The organism is Nitrosomonas sp. HPC101 (assembly GCF_009833125.1).
GTDB lineage: Bacteria > Pseudomonadota > Gammaproteobacteria > Burkholderiales > Nitrosomonadaceae > Nitrosomonas.
Genome location: NZ_QRCC01000003.1, coordinates 1 through 17,045 on the forward strand (window position 1 = coordinate 1; position 17,045 = coordinate 17,045).

General features: G+C 46.6%; 18 protein-coding genes and 1 tRNA gene. 3 read left to right on the forward strand and 16 right to left on the reverse strand.

The features are described 5' to 3' along the window. Positions 1 to 269: integrase core domain-containing protein (locus ABO04_RS02905; RefSeq protein ID WP_160809145.1), on the forward strand; the 269-nt coding region annotated here is incomplete at its 5' end. 16 nt (positions 270 to 285) lie between these two features. On the opposite strand, the gene ABO04_RS02910 is transcribed toward ABO04_RS02905, so the two are convergent. After that, on the reverse strand, positions 286 to 504 hold the full coding sequence (locus ABO04_RS02910; RefSeq protein ID WP_160809146.1) for a hypothetical protein: 219 nt from the start codon (positions 502 to 504) through the stop codon (positions 286 to 288). A 90-nt stretch (positions 505 to 594) separates the two neighbouring features. Here ABO04_RS02910 and ABO04_RS02915 point away from each other — a divergent pair, with 90 nt between their 5' ends. Beyond that, positions 595 to 984: a RidA family protein gene (locus tag ABO04_RS02915; protein ID WP_160809148.1), complete on the forward strand. Its 390-nt coding sequence runs from the start codon at positions 595 to 597 to the stop codon at positions 982 to 984. A 382-nt stretch (positions 985 to 1,366) separates the two neighbouring features. Here the strand turns inward: ABO04_RS02915 and ABO04_RS02920 are convergent. The 7 genes from ABO04_RS02920 to secA form a co-directional block, all read right to left on the reverse strand. Further along, positions 1,367 to 1,442 (reverse strand) — tRNA-Thr (locus ABO04_RS02920). A gap of 14 nt (positions 1,443 to 1,456) precedes the next feature. Beyond that, positions 1,457 to 1,885: a ClpXP protease specificity-enhancing factor gene (locus ABO04_RS02925; RefSeq protein ID WP_160809149.1), complete on the reverse strand. Its 429-nt coding sequence runs from the start codon at positions 1,883 to 1,885 to the stop codon at positions 1,457 to 1,459. Further along, entirely contained in the window at positions 1,882 to 2,481 is a 600-nt protein-coding gene (locus ABO04_RS02930) for a glutathione S-transferase N-terminal domain-containing protein (protein ID WP_160809151.1), read from the reverse strand. The genes ABO04_RS02925 and ABO04_RS02930 overlap by 4 nt, the downstream gene beginning before the upstream one ends. A gap of 38 nt (positions 2,482 to 2,519) precedes the next feature. Further along, positions 2,520 to 3,224, reverse strand: coding sequence for a cytochrome c1 (locus ABO04_RS02935; RefSeq protein ID WP_160809153.1), 705 nt, complete (start codon positions 3,222 to 3,224; stop codon positions 2,520 to 2,522). Continuing rightward, positions 3,221 to 4,468, reverse strand: coding sequence for a cytochrome bc complex cytochrome b subunit (locus tag ABO04_RS02940; protein ID WP_160809155.1), 1,248 nt, complete (start codon positions 4,466 to 4,468; stop codon positions 3,221 to 3,223). The genes ABO04_RS02935 and ABO04_RS02940 overlap by 4 nt, the downstream gene beginning before the upstream one ends. A gap of 1 nt (position 4,469) precedes the next feature. Continuing rightward, a complete protein-coding gene (gene petA, locus ABO04_RS02945; protein WP_160809156.1) occupies positions 4,470 to 5,075 on the reverse strand; it encodes a ubiquinol-cytochrome c reductase iron-sulfur subunit in 606 nt (201 codons plus the stop codon). Positions 5,076 to 5,272: 197 nt separating this feature from the next. Further along, positions 5,273 to 8,002, reverse strand: a complete 2,730-nt coding sequence (secA, locus tag ABO04_RS02950) for a preprotein translocase subunit SecA (protein ID WP_160809158.1) — start codon at positions 8,000 to 8,002, stop codon at positions 5,273 to 5,275. Between the two features lie 479 nt (positions 8,003 to 8,481). Here secA and ABO04_RS02955 point away from each other — a divergent pair, with 479 nt between their 5' ends. After that, the gene (locus tag ABO04_RS02955) at positions 8,482 to 8,940 is read left to right on the forward strand and encodes a DciA family protein (protein WP_160809160.1); all 459 of its coding nucleotides are present in this window, start codon (positions 8,482 to 8,484) and stop codon (positions 8,938 to 8,940) included. Between the two features lie 12 nt (positions 8,941 to 8,952). On the opposite strand, the gene ABO04_RS02960 is transcribed toward ABO04_RS02955, so the two are convergent. Genes ABO04_RS02960 through ABO04_RS02995 form a run of 8 tightly spaced genes read right to left on the reverse strand, consistent with a single transcriptional unit; the run spans position 8,953 to position 17,034 of the window. Continuing rightward, positions 8,953 to 9,600, reverse strand: coding sequence for a DUF2959 domain-containing protein (locus tag ABO04_RS02960; protein WP_160809162.1), 648 nt, complete (start codon positions 9,598 to 9,600; stop codon positions 8,953 to 8,955). A 56-nt stretch (positions 9,601 to 9,656) separates the two neighbouring features. After that, positions 9,657 to 10,622, reverse strand: a complete 966-nt coding sequence (locus ABO04_RS02965) for a hypothetical protein (RefSeq protein ID WP_160809164.1) — start codon at positions 10,620 to 10,622, stop codon at positions 9,657 to 9,659. 14 nt (positions 10,623 to 10,636) lie between these two features. Then, complete coding sequence (locus ABO04_RS02970; protein ID WP_160809165.1) at positions 10,637 to 11,620, reverse strand: diacylglycerol kinase family protein; 984 nt, start codon at positions 11,618 to 11,620, stop codon at positions 10,637 to 10,639. After that, complete coding sequence (locus tag ABO04_RS02975; RefSeq protein WP_160809167.1) at positions 11,610 to 12,845, reverse strand: CDP-alcohol phosphatidyltransferase family protein; 1,236 nt, start codon at positions 12,843 to 12,845, stop codon at positions 11,610 to 11,612. Before ABO04_RS02975 ends, ABO04_RS02970 begins: the two co-directional genes overlap by 11 nt. A gap of 7 nt (positions 12,846 to 12,852) precedes the next feature. Further along, positions 12,853 to 13,920 (reverse strand): LPS export ABC transporter permease LptG, encoded by a 1,068-nt coding sequence (lptG, locus tag ABO04_RS02980; RefSeq protein WP_160809169.1) that lies wholly within the window; start codon positions 13,918 to 13,920, stop codon positions 12,853 to 12,855. Continuing rightward, the gene (gene lptF, locus ABO04_RS02985) at positions 13,920 to 14,993 is read right to left on the reverse strand and encodes an LPS export ABC transporter permease LptF (protein ID WP_160809171.1); all 1,074 of its coding nucleotides are present in this window, start codon (positions 14,991 to 14,993) and stop codon (positions 13,920 to 13,922) included. Before lptF ends, lptG begins: the two co-directional genes overlap by 1 nt. A gap of 18 nt (positions 14,994 to 15,011) precedes the next feature. Beyond that, a complete protein-coding gene (locus ABO04_RS02990; protein WP_160809173.1) occupies positions 15,012 to 15,827 on the reverse strand; it encodes a nucleotidyltransferase family protein in 816 nt (271 codons plus the stop codon). Positions 15,828 to 15,876: 49 nt separating this feature from the next. Further along, positions 15,877 to 17,034, reverse strand: a complete 1,158-nt coding sequence (locus ABO04_RS02995; RefSeq protein ID WP_160809175.1) for an N-acetyltransferase — start codon at positions 17,032 to 17,034, stop codon at positions 15,877 to 15,879. Between the last annotated feature and the right edge of the window lie 11 nt (positions 17,035 to 17,045).

Genomic DNA, 17,045 nt, shown 5'->3' on the forward strand with positions numbered 1-17,045 from the left:
AAAATCTGGAAACGGTGCTGATTGAACCCGGAAAACCCTGGCAGAACGGCACCAATGAAAGCTTCAACGGTAAGTTCCGGGATGAATGCCTGTCGATGGAATGGTTCCGTAATCGGCTGGAAGCCAAGGTGATCATCGAGAATTGGCGCCATCATTACAATGAGGTTCGACCGCATTCCAGCCTGAATTACCTGACCCCACGGCAGTTCGTGGGTAATCTGAGCAATGATTTAACAACCATGGCCAGAATCTCTAGTTCCAATTGGTAAGAAATTCCCGGTCAGGTCAGATGACACATAAACGGCTGATCAGGCGGGCGTCATTAACGATGTCCAGTGGCGCGCGTATGAATCGGGTCTGCGCGATGGATTGCATCTGTGACCAGTAATAGCCTTGACCAAGTTCAGCAGACAGCAACAGATTGGATGTGGTCTTGCAATAACGAACATTCAAATAAGGTATTGGCGGCAATCCCCCAAAACAGCGGTTGACCGTGGTCAACATAGCGCTGCTGCTTCTAAGCACCGTTAAAATGGGGGATTACCTATAGCGCCACAGGCACAAATCATTTAATTAACACGGAGAAATCATTTCATGACACATAAACTCATCAGTTCAGGCTCGACCTTTGAAAAAGAAATCGGTTATTCGCGTGCAGTCGTTGTAGATAACTGGATACTGGTATCTGGCACGACGGGTTTCGATTACGGAAAAATGTCCATTTCAGATGATTTGCTGGAACAGGCAGAGCAATGCTTCAGAAATATCGAAGCAGCACTCAATCAGGCTGGGTCGAGCATGAAAGAAGTAGTACGAGTTACTTATGTATTCCCTCAAGCAGAAGATTTTGAGAAATGCTGGCCGGTGATGCGTAAATATCTGGGTAATGTCAGGCCATCCGCTATGATGCTGACTGCCGGTTTATCCGATCTGCGCATGAAAATTGAGATTCAGGTAACGGCCTATCGTAGAACCGAAGACTGATCGGATCCAATTTCATGGAATCCCATTTGCCTGATAGATCACTTGCTGAGATGCAAGTATTCACTTTCGAAGTGATCTCAGACAATAAGTCAAGTAAATATTTTCGTAATGTACGAAAACCGGCATTGATAATTTCCGCTGGCATGACGTTTATGTCATACATGGGTAAGCTGACATATAAAGATCGGCACACCACTAAATGCATTACAGGAATTGGGTAGCTTGGGAATCAGCTGATATTGTAAAGAGGTATACCCACCTTTCCAGCGATCATTTAGCCAAATACGCCGAAGAAATGAGCGGAAAAATTCATTAACAGTTACAAAATTGAAGACAGGGACAATATATAGCTAAGGAATAATTACGTGACTCATTGATTTCATGGTGCCGGCAGCAAGAATTGAACTCGCGACCTTCTGATTACAAATCAGCTGCTCTACCGACTGAGCTATGCCGGCATAAAAAAATCGAACTATTTCACAATTTTTAAAAAAGTCTTATCTTGCTGCTTACCTTCAACGGATAAGGCTTGATTTTCCTGTAAAACAGAGTCATCCGCGCTGCTCTCACTAATTAATTCCGTATTAATCTCCGGAACGAAAGTAAGCCCCTGACCTGATTCTCGTGCGAATATTGCAGTTACAGCCCCAATCACAATCCTGATCTCTTTTGGCACTCCGTTGAAACGAGTTATAAATTGAATGGTTTCGTTATTAATTAATAAATTATTTACGGATTGACTACTTATGTTAAGTATTATTTCCCTGTTTTCAAATAGCTCTACTGGAATACCAAAACACCCATCTTCGAATGCTGAAATATAAGGACAATATCCGTTATCAATACACCACTCATGAATAGCACGTATCAAATAAGGCTTGATTGAGACAGCATTATTCATTTACGCATTAATTTCTCAGCTGGAGTTAATGCATCAACAAATAATGGCCTGCTAAAAAGCCTTTCGGCATATTTGAGCAGTGCAGCAGCCTGTTTTGGCAACTTAATCTCGTAATAGTCAAGCCGCCACAACAATGGAGCAATTACCACATCCAGCATGGTATATTCATCTCCCAGCATATATTTCTGCTTATCGAAAATAGGAGCAATTATCGTCAGCCCATTCGCAATTTCCATACGAATCTTATCTGCTGCCTTTTGATTACCCTGCTCCAGAGATTCGACATGGCAGAAAAACTCCTTCTCAAAGCGATGTAATAATAATCTTGCACGAGCGCGCATCACTGGTTCCGCAGGCATTAATTGCGGATGAGGAAAACGATCATCAATGTATTCATTGATGATATTCGCTTCGTACAACACAAGATCCCTTTCAACCAGAATAGGTACTTTTCCATGTGAACTAATTACAGCAATATCCTCAGGTATATTGTTGGGATCAACATCAATCACCTGAAAATCCATGTCCTTTTCATGTAATACGATACGGCAACGATGGCTAAAAGGACAAGTTGCTATTGAATACAATGTCATCATAGCTTCATTAGCTCACAGAAGATAATTCTGTGAAATTTTCAATGTATATCTCTCCAGTATTCTTTTTTAAGCAAGTAAGTCAACCCCAACATACCAAACAGAAACAGTAATACGATCACTCCAAGTTCCTTACGATAAGGCGCATGCGGCTCACCCAGATAGACCATGTAATTTACCAAATCAGCCACGAATTTATCATATTCGTCCTTCGTCATCGTACCTGATTTTGTTAAAACTAAGTTTCCAGTTTCTGGCTCGAGCGTCTGCCATCCTTGCAAATGATGCAAAACGTGAGGCATTGCAACCTTGTCAAAGATCAAGTTATTCCAGCCACTATAGGTGGATGTATCCTGATAAAAAGTACGCAAATAGGTATACAGCCAATCCGCTCCACGCGATCGGGCGATAACAGATAAATCCGGAGGGGCCACACCGAACCACTGCTCAGCTTCTTTCTTCCTCATAGCCGCCTCCATAAGATCCCCAGTCTTCTGCCCAGTACGAATAAGTTCCGTACGAATATCGTCCTCACTCATCCCAATATCTCGATGACGGTTATAGCGCATGAAATCAGCACCATGACATGTCAGGCAATATGCAACGAAGCTATCGGCACCGCGTTTCAGCGATTCCTTATCTGTTTTATCTATAGGAGCTTTGTCTAACTCAACTTCCTGACTGGAAGAATGTGCGACAAATGGAATCAGCAATACAGCCAGTAGTAAAATTTTTATCATTCTCATTTTGTTACATTCATTGGTTCTGGTTTAGTTTTATCTATTTTGCTATACCAAGGCATCAGAAGGAAGAAAGCAAAATAAATTACAGTGAAAATTTGTGCCAACAAGGTATACAGCGGTGTTGGTGTTTTAGTACCCAACCATCCGAGAACGAAAAAGCTGATCACAAAAAGAGTCAATGCAATCTTAAAATAGGGTCCTTTATAACGGATCGATTTAACCGGACTCCGATCCAGCCACGGTAGGAAACAAAAGATAACCACGGCTGCCGCCATTAAAATCACACCCCACAGCTTAGCATCCACACCAAGAAAGTTCACAGTCACTGCACGCAACATGGAGTAATACGGAGTGAAATACCATACGGGAGCAATATGATCTGGCGTATGTAAAGGATTGGCAGGTATAAAATTATTATCTTCCAGAAAATATCCTCCCATCTCCGGAGCGAAGAAAATAATGCCACAAAATATAATCAAGAACCCAACTACTCCAAAGATATCTTTTACCGTGTAATAAGGATGAAATGGTATACCGTCAACAGGGATTCCAGTTTGTGGATCTTTATTAGCCTTAATTTCTATACCATCAGGATTATTGGAACCAGTTTCGTGCAAAGCAATAATATGCACAAACACCAGCACCACAATCAAAACAGGAAGTGTTACTACATGATAAGCAAAAAACCGGTTCAAGGCTGCATCTGACAGCATGAAGTCACCAAGGATCCAGTTTGACAAAGTATCACCTATCAGCGGTATCGCCCCAAACATGCTAACGATAACCTGGGCTCCCCAGTAAGACATCTGTCCCCATGGCAAAATATATCCAGTAAAGGCCAGACTCATCAAAACAAAAAATATGGCCATACCTATCAGCCACAGTAACTCCCGCGGTTTTCGGTAGGATCCATACATCATTCCGCGAAACATATGCAGATAAACCACCACAAAAAACATGGAGGCACCGGTTGAATGCATATATCTGATCAACCAGCCAAAATCTACATCCCGCATGATGTATTCAACCGATGCAAAAGCCATTCCGGCATCGGGTTTATAATTCATCGTCAGAAAGATACCTGTCAGCAGTTGATTAACCAACACCAATAATGCTAACGATCCGAAGTAATACCAAAAATTGAAATTCTTGGGAGCATAATATTCAGATAGATGTGCCTTCCAGGTCGCTGTTAAAGGAAAGCGCTTGTCTATCCATTCCATCATTGAATTTTGTTGTTTATTCATTTTAGGCGGACTCTTTGCTGTCAGAACCGACCAGAAGTCGATTGTCACTTAAATAGGTATAAGGAGGTACTACCAGATTGGAAGGAGCTGGTACATTTTTATAAACACGACCTGCCAGATCAAACTTGGATCCATGACAGGGACAGAAAAATCCCCCTAGCCAATCTGCACCCAAATCAGCAGGTGCTATCTCTTTCCTGTACACTGGAGAACATCCGAGGTGTGTACAAACCCCAAGCACAACCAGTATCTCAGGCTTAATTGATCTTTCAGGATTTTGCGCGTAAGAAGGTTGCTGATCCCGCTCGGAGTCCGGGTCAGCCAGCTGGTCATTTAATTTCTTCAGATCGTCCAACATTTCAGAGGTACGTTTAAGTACCCAAACAGGCTTCCCCCGCCATTCAGCTGTCAACAACATGCCTGGTTCCAGCTTGCTGATATCCACTTCTATCGGGGCCCCTGCAGCCTTCGCGCGTTCACTAGGCATCATGCTACGTATAAAAGGTGTTGCCACACCCACGCCCGCAACCGCTCCAGCGATCGAAGTGGTCACCAGTAAAAACCGACGTCGCCCGCTCATCTTTCCGTTATCACCGCTGTCTGTCATTTTCTAACAATTCCATTCCATTAATTACCTGCTAACCAATAATATATTTAATTCTTAATCCGGCACCTTAAAACACATGAATTCCTGATTTCTAATAAAGTGGCACCCCCTCAAAAAGCGGGAGTATTTTAGCACAGACTATACCCACCAAGGTAGATTGATTATTGTCGATCTATCAATGCGAAATACAAGGAGCCTTAGCCCAATCTGCCATGACATTGTTTATATTTTCTGCCAGATCCACAAGGACATGGGTCATTTCGCCCGATTTTGTCACCTTTACGTACAAATGGCTGCTGCTTGCTTTCGTGATCCGCCGCGGTTGGTTGCTGTTCTTCATCTGTCTCGCTATAAGCAGCGTGATGATATTGCAAATTTTTCGGGGTCGAAGTTTCTGCCACGGATTCAACCTGCTGTTCACTACGGATTTGCACCGTCATAAGAATTTTTGTGACATCCACTTTAATCGCATCAAGCATACCTGAGAACAGCTCAAAAGCCTCCCTTTTATATTCCTGCTTAGGATTTTGTTGAGCATATCCACGCAAATGAATCCCTTGCCTTAGGTGATCAAGAGCGGCCAAATGCTCGCGCCAATGTGAATCCATGCTGTGCAACATGACCATGCGCTCATATTGATTCATGATTGCTGCACCTACTTGTTCGACTTTATCTTGGTAAGACGTATTCACGAATTCCATGATACGGGCACGCAGACTTTCTTCATGTAGCTCACTATCGGCCTCCAACCATTCCTGCACGGGAATCTGCAAATGGAACTCACTAGCCAGAGCTTTCTCCAGCCCTGAAATATCCCACTGCTCTTCTATACTTTGCTCAGGAATATAAAGACCGATGAGTTGATTGACTACACTCTCACGAATAGCACTAATGGTTTCTGAGATACCTTGTTCGGCATCCAATAATTCATTGCGCTGTTGATAAATAACCCTGCGCTGATCGTTGGCCACATCATCATATTCCAGCAACTGCTTGCGAATATCAAAATTTCTGGCCTCCACCTTCCTTTGAGCATTTTCTATGGCACGTGTCACCCACGGATGTTCAATTGCTTCTCCCTCCGGCATTTTGAGACGCGTCATAATATTTGCCACCCGATCAGAAGAAAAAATACGCAGGAGGGGATCTTCCAGAGACAGATAAAAGCGACTGGAACCCGGATCGCCCTGCCGACCGGAGCGTCCGCGCAGCTGATTATCAATCCGACGCGATTCATGCCGTTCTGTGCCAATAATGTGCAGCCCTCCCTGCTCGATCACCTCGTCATGCCTGGTTTGCCAGGCTCGACGGGTTTCCTCTATCTTATCTGCTTTGGTCGCATCATCAAGAGCGTCATCCGTCCGAATACGATTGATTACCTGCTCCAGATTTCCACCCAATACAATATCTGTTCCCCGACCGGCCATATTGGTTGCTATGGTTACCATTTTCGACTGCCCTGCCTGAGCAATGATGTCGGCTTCTCGTTCATGATGTTTGGCGTTAAGAACCTGATGAGGCAACTTTGCCTTTGTCAACATGCTCGAGAGCAGCTCATTGTTTTCGATTGAACCCGTCCCAACTAGAACGGGTTGCCCGCGCTCGTGACAATTCTTGATGTCCGCGATGATCGCCTGATATTTTTCTTGCGCTGTACGAAAAACCTGATCCATACGATCTTCCCGTGCTATCGGACGATGAGTCGGAATTACAACCGTCTCCAACCCATAAATTTGCTGAAATTCAAATGCCTCTGTATCAGCTGTACCAGTCATACCGGCAAGCTTTTCATACATTCTGAAATAATTCTGAAAGGTGATGGATGCCAACGTTTGATTTTCTTTCTGAATCGAAACATTTTCCTTGGCTTCAACCGCCTGGTGCAAACCTTCTGACCAACGCCTTCCGGGCATTAAACGGCCAGTAAACTCGTCAACAATAATGACTTCGTCATTCTGCACAACATAATGCTGATCACGGTTGTATAGCGCATGTGCACGTAATCCCGCATTAAAATGATGAATCAGGGTAATGTTGGCTGGATCATACAAGCTGGATCCCGCTGGCAGCAAACCAGCCTCGTCCAGTAAGTTCTCGGCGTGAATAAACCCTTCTTCACTCAATAATACCTGTTGTGTTTTTTCATCCACACTATAATCACCCGGGCTATTTTCATCCTTTTGCCGGGTGAGTCGGGGGATCAATACATCAACACGCTTGTAGACTTCGGTATCGCCCTCAGCCATACCGGAGATAATCAATGGTGTTCGGGCTTCATCAATCAGAATCGAATCAACTTCATCCACAATTGCAAAGTTAAGCATGCGCTGCACCCGCTCTGCACCATGCCCCACCATATTGTCACGCAGATAATCAAAGCCATATTCATTGTTTGTGCCGTAAGTGATATCTGCACCATAGGCAGCCTGTTTATCCTCATGCGGCATTTGTGACAACACCACTCCAACACTGAGTCCGAGAAACTGATAAATCTGCCCCATCCATTCAGCATCACGCTTTGCCAGATAATCATTAACTGTAACGATATGCACCCCCTGCCCGGAAAGCGCATTCAGATAGATCGGCAAAGTAGCCATCAGCGTCTTTCCTTCACCGGTACGCATCTCGGCGATTTTCCCTTCATGCAGCACCATTCCACCGATCAACTGCACATCAAAATGACGCATACCAAGCACACGCTTACTTGCTTCCCTGACTACAGCGAACGCTTCTGGCAATAATTGATCCAGTTTCTCGTTATTTGAGAAACGTTGCTTGAACTCGTCTGTCTTGTTACGCAGCGCCTCATCCGACAGCTGCGAAATGGCAGTTTCCAGTTCATTGATGGTGCGGACGATTTTTGAATATTGCTTTACCAACCGATCATTACGACTACCAAAAATACCTTTTAGTAAGTTACTCAGCATGGGAAGTTGTTATTTACCTATTGATGTAAAAATGCACTGTAATATAGATCAACTACCAAACATAATCTATTTCACAGCAGAGGAATACGGAAATTGCTCACTACCTGATGCGCAATCAGGCCAGAAAGACGTCGTTGATGATGTATGCACGTGCACAGTTGCAGATATGTAATGAAAACGAACGATGCACATTATATTTGGATTCAGTGCGTTAAGCAGTGTTTACTGTGATCCGCATTTTTTCTACTTATGCGACCACTTATCCGGCGAAGCATCAGCTAATTTAATTCACCGTATGTCAAAACAAACATCTGCAGTATCACACCAATTGTTGTGATGATAAAGTTCGGTCATACTACCATAATCAAAATGATAAGCAGAAAAGACGATAGCTGCTTTGGCATCGATTGCACGACCCCGATACTGATTGTTCAGTGTGATCACCCGGGATTCAACCACCCATCAAAAAATGAATCAGCATGCCTATTCTTAATCTAAGCAACTATTTGACCGCCCTGGATAATGCGCCCGATTATAGTCAATTATTTACCAAGGCAAGATACCTAGCAGAGGTACAAAAACATCTGTTGGATACCCTCCCCCCCCAATTCAGAAATCGATGTACAGCAGGACAACATACCTCTGACGGCCTCCTGGTCATTTATGTAGATAACGGAGCCACTGCCACCCGGTTGCGCAACTTTGCCCCATCCATCCAGCAAAAAATGAATCAAACTGGAATCAGGGTTGAAAATATCAGATTCCGTATCCAGCCGCAGCTGCATTCTCCAGAATCCGAAGACGCCCATAAAAAGACGACTCGTTTACTCAGCCAGGCCGCAGTTAAACATTTGGATAGGCTGTCCGGCTCGCTGCCGGCAGGATCTCCACTTCAGTCTTCTCTCGCAGCTTTTCTAGCAAATAGTCGTCACAAATAACGAGGTTATTGGCTAATTTTTTTCCATATTACTGATAAATGCATTGGCCTCGTTGATGGACTTTTCCATCGCTGCAACCAGGGTCGAGACATTCGATTGCAGTGTTTTCAATTCACCTTTCAGGGAAGCAATTGCCCGAGCGTTAAGATTATGCTTGAGATACATAACCTGATCATTAAAAACCGTCAACACAGGTTGTATCCTCGATTCTGCATTTTTCATGGCTGTAATGAGCTGCTTGTAATATGCCTTGGTCTCAGCCAATCTCTCCTGACTGCTCCGCTTCAATGTCGGATTTGAATATTGCGCAATTTCCTGCTCCCATTCGCTGAATAATGCAGCTGAGACACTTTCAATATCCTCTATCCGGCTTCTAACTTCTTTTGCCTTATCCACACTTGCTTCATATTCACTGTTCAGTTTCTTATAGACGCTCTCAAGATCGCCTCCCTTAAAATTGGTGGCAACAGAAAACTGCTCCAGGGCGGATTTGAATTGCTCTCGGGTTTCTTCCTGTGTATCTCTTGCCTTTTCTACACGATAAACCAGTACATCCCGCTTCGGGATCCCGATTTTTTCGAGCCCACTGTAATACACGGTGGAACACGCTGTCAGGGAAACCACAAAAATTACGACAAAGAACCGGATTGAATACTTCATGACTATCACTCACTCCCAAATAAATTTTCCGGCAAACAGCCGGATATTGCATCCGCTCAGCGCAACACACCGCGCCGCAGTAATTGCCACATGACTTTATAACCCCAGAGAATCGGATGACGCCTCAGCATAGGCGTAATTTCCACTTTGATGCCGGTATGGCGTTCAATTTTCCATGCAGCATAATCCAGACAATCCCGGAACGTCATTGTCGCCTTGCTCAGCCGCAGGATCGACAGCACCCGTCCCTGCCAGCGCCGCAAACGCCAATGGATACGTACATTCAATCTTTTCAGCGGTGCGATCGGTTCGATATAATATCGCCCGCCAGCCTGTAAACTCAGCAACGGACTTAAGGCAGGCATGGCCGCCATAGTCAACCGGCTGTAGACTTCCGGATCAATCCGCACCAGATGGCGCGCACGCGCTTCACGCTCGGCACGCAGCTCGGCGGCATAAGTCAGCATCAAACCAGAGGCCCAGATCGTCTCCAGATCACTGGGACCAGGTTCAAGTACAGGCAGCGTCGTATTGATGAATCTGAGTACGGCATTCGCCTGCGCCGTATAGACACGCTTTCGGATCCGGTCATCGCGGGCATAAAGCAACCTGACCGGCTGTGCAAAACGTGCCCAGATATAAGGATGAAACCACTGCCGGGCACCGCGTTCAAAGTCTGCCGTCGAAATAACTGCATACTTTGCACGCATCACACCGGTTGCAGCAGGAACTTCCAGATAAAAGACATTTGGCGGCAGCCAGGCATTCAGGCTGGCCAGCAGACGACCGGAATAAGCCAGTCGGTAATCACTGACCAGCACATAAAAATCAGCAATACCCTCAACCAGATCAGAAGTATGCAAACAGGAACCATATAAAACGACTGCATCCAGCGCCTCTCCGAAACGCTGCCTCAACGCATCGGTAAAAACCTGAAATGCCGGATGTACAGGTCGGGCATCCTGAATTGCAATTTCCTGTATCAGAAGATCAGGGATATTTTGTAAATCAGCGGCACCCATTCATATTCCTTTTTTCACAAAACGCGGAACAGAATCGGACCATCCGCCGTGATTTTCAACGGACCATTCTGGCTGGAAGCATAGTAAAGCTCGCCATCCACGATATATTCATCATCCAGCCACAGCTCGATCGATACTGCGTTATAGCTAATATAACCGTCTTCCTCTCTCAAATGATGACCACGCCCTGCGATCAGCGGCCAGATGACGCGCCAGAAGCGCTTGCTGTGTTGCTCGATAAATGTTGCGTGCAACGGCGCCGGTTCCAGTCCCCAATAAGGTCGAATGTCGAGCAATAGCTTCTCCAGCGCGCTGATGAGTGCGAACAGATACACTTTCTCATTCAATGTCCCTGTTTCATCTTTTTGTGCAATACGCACTGGCGCCCATTCAGCCTGCGGGCGTCCCAGAAAGGTGGCTATCAGTGAACGCAATACGATCAGCACTGTAAAAACGTTGCCGGTCATTCCCATTTGCTTGATCCGGCTGCGTGAGAATTTCACGCCACGCGCAATCAAACCAAGGCCAAACAGCATTCCGTATACCTTTTGCATACCAGTCTGTTCAATACGCAGCACGGGTCTTTGTACCCGCTGCACTGCACCGGATTGTTGCAAATACTGTCTGATTCTGGCCAGCACCTGCTCTGCCCGCCCATTTGTTCCCAGATCGAGCGCAGTCATGTTGGTTGTCCCGGCAGGCACAATGGTGATTTCCGGCCACCTGTCCGGTGGCAGGTGTTCAAACAGACAACCCATCACCCCTTGCAAAGTACCATCTCCCCCCACAACGATCAGCCATTCGATCCTCGCTTCAACTACGACCGTGACAGCCCGCTCAAACTCAATCTGGTCGGTTGCCTGCATCTGCCTGATTTCCGGAAACGTCGCCAGAAGACCTCGTATCCGGGCAGGATGCTTGCGAAACCAGCCTCCCAGCGGGTTGTAGATCAAACCTGTCCTGGCAGGCACAAAATCTACTACCGGTTTACTGGCCATCTGAAACGGGTTTGATATACCGCTGGGAAAGAGGCTGCCGGATAAACACCCTGACTGCAAGTTGCTGCCTGTCCCGAACAGGATCAATGTTCTCCATCCAGGAATGAAGCACACCATTCTGTGACCGGCTTTGCCAGGCAGCGAACAGTCTGTAAATGAGAAACAGGGTTGAAAGCAAGTGCCACGACACAACCAGAATGAACCCGATATCCGGCCGATCTGCCATCCAGCCGGCAGTCAGCAGGATCAGGTTCGGATTACGCCGCGCGGTAATCAAACGATGGAACGAATCGACTTTACACCAGATAAAAATGTCGAAAGAGGCTAGCCAGAACTGGAAAGCACCTTCACAAAGACGGCCGCCCACATAGCCGATGAACATCAGCCAGACCAGCAACTCGAGATTGGCTACAGGCGTAGCAGTGGCCATGAGGCCCACCCCCCAGGCCAGATACCACAATGGCGGATGAATGATATCCAGACCGTGATCCAGCACGTCGCCCAGCTTGCTTGATGTCAGCGTGACGCGCGCCAGTTTGCCATCAACTGTATCCAGAAAGGTCATCAGCCATGCCATCATCAGGCCGATACCAAACGCACCATACCAAAACGCCACGCCTGCCAGCACAGCCAGAACCAGACTGAGCAGCGTCACATGATTGGGCTTCAAACCCAGCCGGACACACAGGCGCGTTACCATAAATGCCGGCCAGGGCCATAGCCATTTGGTGACCAGATCCGTCACACCCTTATAGGATGCTGCAAACAGCTCGGATTCAAGTTCAAGCTGATTGCAACGCAACATCGGAAGTACATAAGGCGGATCTTTCTTTTTCAGATTCTGCTGCACCTGAATCGGAAGATCTTTCAAGGTGCAGATGGAAAGATCATCAGGCACCAATCGTTTTTCGTTCAATACTTCGCGCATCGCAGCGGCATTTTTCCCGTCAGTCAGAATCGCAACCGGAATCTCATCCAGTGGAGCCACGAGCACGACAGGTTCACGCAATGCCATCAACGCATTGATTACTCTGCTATCGAACAGATAATCAGCCCGCAGCAGTAATACAGGATCCGTTCCAGTCAACTGTGATATTTCTTCTTCCTCCACCACAATGGCCGTTTTGATCGTCCTCAGCATTCGCTCGAGGCGAGTACGCCCGTCCATTCCCCACAAACTGATTTCACTGTTACCGACAATATGAACAAAAAAAATGGCAGACATGTTGATCTCAAGAAGTGCGCCGTAACAGCCAGTACGCCGCAGTAACAATCAAAACCGCTCCAGGAGCAATTGAAACGACAACAGGATTCAACTGAAACACCAGCCCGATATTGGCAATAATCTGATCAAACAGGTAAATACTGATCCCCATCAATGCAGCCAGAACCAGCTTCCCTCCCAATCCTTCACGCACAGAACCGAAAATAAAGGGAACGGCTATGAGGATCATTGCAATAGTCATCACCACACTGCCAACCTTGCGCCATAAAGCCATGACATACGCATCTGCTTTCTGGCCGGTCATCTTTAAAAACTCGGCATGGTGCAACAACTCCAGCGGAGTCAGACTTTCAGGCGGCTTGGTCAATGTCGCTATATCTTCAGGGCCGAGAAACGAATGCCACCGAAGAGTATTTATTTTTCTGGAAAATATCTGATCAGGAGCAAACATACGTACAGTGACATCATGCAGTTTCCACATACTTTTATCGAAAATATCTGCATACTGCGCGTGGACATGAGCAGTCATCGACCCCTGTGGGTCAAAATGCATGACCTCGATATCCATTGCCCGACCTTTATGCAACATCTCACCAATGCGCAATATATTCTGTTCATTGCGCGTCCAGATACCAAGCCCTTTACCCAATTCCGCTCCCTGCTCCAATGCAACCGCACGCAACACAATCGCCTGTTGCTGAAATTGTGGTGCTACCAGATACTCGAGCGCTACGGTTGAGGTAATGAGCATCCCCCCGACTCCAACCGGAGCAAGGCTGATCATCAAAGGAGAAAATCCAGCCACACGCATTGCCACCAGTTCAAGATTAACCGCCAGCCCACCCAGCGCACCGACAGTTCCCAGCAGCGCAATGAAAGGTGCAATCTGGATAAATCTGCGAGGCATCAGCATAGCCGTATAGAGAAAAGCATCCCGGGTGGTATAGGTCCCTTTCCCGACATCATCGAGCTGATCGAGTAGATCGAAAAAACTGAACAGAGGTAATAACACCACCGTGGTAATGATCATCCCCGTCAGAACCTGCAAGGCGATATAGCGATAACAGATCTTCACTATTTTCTTGCAGACAATAGTGACCTGAATTCAGGCAGGCGTAACATAACAACTATGAAAAGCAGCCCATATACCCACCAGATCCCGGGCACGGCAGCAACAACCTCCTGCTCCACCCAGGTTTTGGCCAATCCACTGAGATTATAATAAACAGCGAATACCAGTGCTGCGACAATGAACGTTCTATCAGTTTTATCTTTACGGGGTACCGTCCGGGTAAAAGAAACAGCAATCAGAGCTAACAAAATGGTCGCAACCGGCCGGGAAAGGCGCCATTGCAATTCTGCGATTTCCCGGGGTTGTCCAGAACTCCACAATGACTGCGTTGACGCAGCCTTGCGCCGATAATTCTGATCCTGATCGTTTTCGTTGAAATAAATCATCTTTTCAAACTGGATGGTACTATCCCTGGCAGCATCATACCCAAGACGATAGATCTTGCCGTCCAGCAATTCAATATGCGGCCACTGCTCCCGAGTCATAGGCTGCTGATAACCTCTCTGGGATACGATGATTTCCGTGTTTTCCGTTGTTCTAATGTAGTGAAAAATGCCTTCCATGCGTTTTTCAAGATCATCTTTTCCTCGGATAAAGATCACACGACCACTTTTTTCGCTGCCATAAAACCGGCCAGGTTGAAATCGATCAGTATTCAACTCGGCCTCAGCCTGCGCATTCATAACATAGCTTTCTGCATACGCCCACGGACGGGCATAAATGGAAAGAATGCCGCTGAGAATAGCAATAGGCAGGGCGGTTATGAAAACAGTACGAATGATCCGGTTGTCGCCATAGCCGACAGACCGCAGTACATTGATTTCCTGATCACGATTCATCCGACTCAAGCCATGGATCACCGCAACATAAAAAGCAATCGGTACCAGTACTTCCAGCGCAATAATGGTTTTCAGTGCCACCAGTTTGAACATGGCTACAGCACCTAGAGTTTCAGCCACTGCCCCGGTCAAAAACCGCGCAACACTGAAACTGACGAAAAGTCCGATCAGGATGACGGTTACTACAAAAAAGGGAAGTAGCAGCTCCCGTGAAATGTATCTTTCGATGATTCCCATGAAAGTCAGCAGTCCGCTCTACACTGGTGGATGCGTCGATATTGTTTTGGCCAGAATAGATTTTACCAGCTGCAGATCTTCCACTTTATCAACATCAATGCCCGCTTCGGGAAATGGCAAAATTACCGGGCGCACCTGAACACCGGTTTTTTCTGAAATTTTTTGCAGTGCCTGATCAAGTGTCAAACGTCCAAATAGATATAACCAGACAGCTCGCCAGCCTAACACCTGATTGATCAGCTTCCATGGACGTTTACGCAATACTTCTGCCTGCTGCCAGAAATCTACCAGCGTGCGACCTCGTGAATTGAATGTAAAGAGATTGCAGCCGCAGAAATTTCCATCGCGCAGGCGAATTACCGTACGTCTGGCATTACCATATCTGTTTTGTAAGGTTTCATACCTGATGACCCCGACCGTCGCGTCACATTCCAGATCACGGGAGGCTTGCAAAAAATATTCCACAATTTCCGGCGTGAGTAGTGCGTGATCGGCTGTCGTCAGCAAGACATGTCGACGCATGTCGATTTGCGAGAGCCCATGACTGGCACTGCGAGCGGGTGAATCCAGGCTTTTAACCCAATCCACCTGTTTATTTTCTATGCGCTGTTTGAGCTCTTCGCACGCAGACAGCAATGACTCAGGCGGGCCACATAAAAGAATGGAGCTTATCTTGTTACAACCACCCAAGGCGTCAAGCACACGGATAATCATCGGCTTCCCGCAAACAGGCGCGTAGGCCTTACATACCGTTCCCGCGTACCTTGCCACGAAATCCTGATCGGCCCGGTCAGCAGCCAATACCAGAGCCGCAAACTGATCGTTGTCGCTCATTGCGGACCAAGCAGCATTTTGTTTTTCCAGATTAATTTGATCATTCTGATCATGCCAGTGTTTTCTCATAAATGCGGTAGCGCTTGTATTCCTTGCCTCCTATTTTTTCGAGAATTGCGCGCATGGGCAAATTGTCTTCAAGTATCCAGGACAGCTCGACATTCCGGATACCCTTGGTCCGAGCTATTTTTCTTGGTGCATCAATCACCTTGAAGGCTAATGCTATACCGGGAAGTGTATGGTGAAATCGCCTGCGAACGCCCATTAGTGGAACACGTGCAGTCGTAATTGAACTGGATTTCAGTTTTTTGACCAAATGGAGCCAGCCAAAAGGAAAAAGTTTTCCATTCAGTGCCGGCAGTATCTCGTTCAGATTCGGCAGCGCCGCCATAAAAGCGACAGGCTCTCCATCCATTTCTGCTATCTGGATAAATTCATCCGGAACCAGCCAGCGCAAAGAACTACCCAGTTCGGCAAATTCTTCCTGTGTAAAGGGAACAAACCCCCAGTTTTCCGACCATGCATCGTTGAATATATTGCGCATGATCTCGATTTCCTCGCTAAACCGGTCGCGCCGCAGCGTTCTGACCTGGATCTGATGCTGATATTTACGATCGATAGCCTGCATAGCAGGAGGGGGTTCAAAATCTGTTTCAAGCCAGTAGGCCAGTAAATCCTTGCAGGGACGATAACCACTTTGTTCCAGTAGATTGACATACCATTCAGGCGAATAAGGCATCATAAAAACAGGTGGCGTATCAAACCCCTGAACCAGCAGACCACACTCCTGGTTAATGGAAAAATTGAATGGCCCGCTGACCCGACATACCCCCCGTTTAGCCAGCCAATCTTCAGCCACCCGTATCAATGCGCTAAAAACAGCTCCATCATTGACAGACTCCAGCATGCCAAAATGTCCAGTATCCGATCCGTATCGCTGTCGATGCAATTCATCCAGCTGCGCACTGATTCTGCCAACAGGCTGATTATTACGGTAGGCAACCCATCCCTGCCACTGTGCATGTTTGAAGTAGGGATTGAATCTGGAGAAATGCAGCCGGCGCTCCAGTCGAAGAGGAGGCACCCACAGCGGATCATCTGCATATATTCGCCACGGCACATCGATAAATTCTCCTGTCCCGCGGAAACCGGAAATCGGAAAAATTTTGATTTTTCCTCCCGGCGAGGTATCTGAGAATACGCTCATGAATTCATGAA

Coding starts and splice junctions, on each gene's coding strand:
- ABO04_RS02925 (WP_160809149.1), bottom strand. CDS start 1,885: ATGAATAATGCTGTCTCAATCAAGCCTTATTTGATACGTGCTATTCAT.
- ABO04_RS02990 (WP_160809173.1), bottom strand. CDS start 15,827: ATGAGCGACAACGATCAGTTTGCGGCTCTGGTATTGGCTGCTGACCGG.
- ABO04_RS02975 (WP_160809167.1), bottom strand. CDS start 12,845: ATGTCTGCCATTTTTTTTGTTCATATTGTCGGTAACAGTGAAATCAGT.
- secA (WP_160809158.1), bottom strand. CDS start 8,002: ATGCTGAGTAACTTACTAAAAGGTATTTTTGGTAGTCGTAATGATCGG.
- ABO04_RS02955 (WP_160809160.1), top strand. CDS start 8,482: ATGCCTATTCTTAATCTAAGCAACTATTTGACCGCCCTGGATAATGCG.
- ABO04_RS02940 (WP_160809155.1), bottom strand. CDS start 4,468: ATGAATAAACAACAAAATTCAATGATGGAATGGATAGACAAGCGCTTT.
- ABO04_RS02935 (WP_160809153.1), bottom strand. CDS start 3,224: ATGAGAATGATAAAAATTTTACTACTGGCTGTATTGCTGATTCCATTT.
- ABO04_RS02910 (WP_160809146.1), bottom strand. CDS start 504: ATGTTGACCACGGTCAACCGCTGTTTTGGGGGATTGCCGCCAATACCT.
- ABO04_RS02960 (WP_160809162.1), bottom strand. CDS start 9,600: ATGAAGTATTCAATCCGGTTCTTTGTCGTAATTTTTGTGGTTTCCCTG.
- ABO04_RS02915 (WP_160809148.1), top strand. CDS start 595: ATGACACATAAACTCATCAGTTCAGGCTCGACCTTTGAAAAAGAAATC.
- ABO04_RS02970 (WP_160809165.1), bottom strand. CDS start 11,620: ATGGCCAGTAAACCGGTAGTAGATTTTGTGCCTGCCAGGACAGGTTTG.
- ABO04_RS02965 (WP_160809164.1), bottom strand. CDS start 10,622: ATGGGTGCCGCTGATTTACAAAATATCCCTGATCTTCTGATACAGGAA.
- petA (WP_160809156.1), bottom strand. CDS start 5,075: ATGACAGACAGCGGTGATAACGGAAAGATGAGCGGGCGACGTCGGTTT.
- ABO04_RS02930 (WP_160809151.1), bottom strand. CDS start 2,481: ATGATGACATTGTATTCAATAGCAACTTGTCCTTTTAGCCATCGTTGC.
- ABO04_RS02995 (WP_160809175.1), bottom strand. CDS start 17,034: ATGAGCGTATTCTCAGATACCTCGCCGGGAGGAAAAATCAAAATTTTT.
- lptF (WP_160809171.1), bottom strand. CDS start 14,993: ATGGGAATCATCGAAAGATACATTTCACGGGAGCTGCTACTTCCCTTT.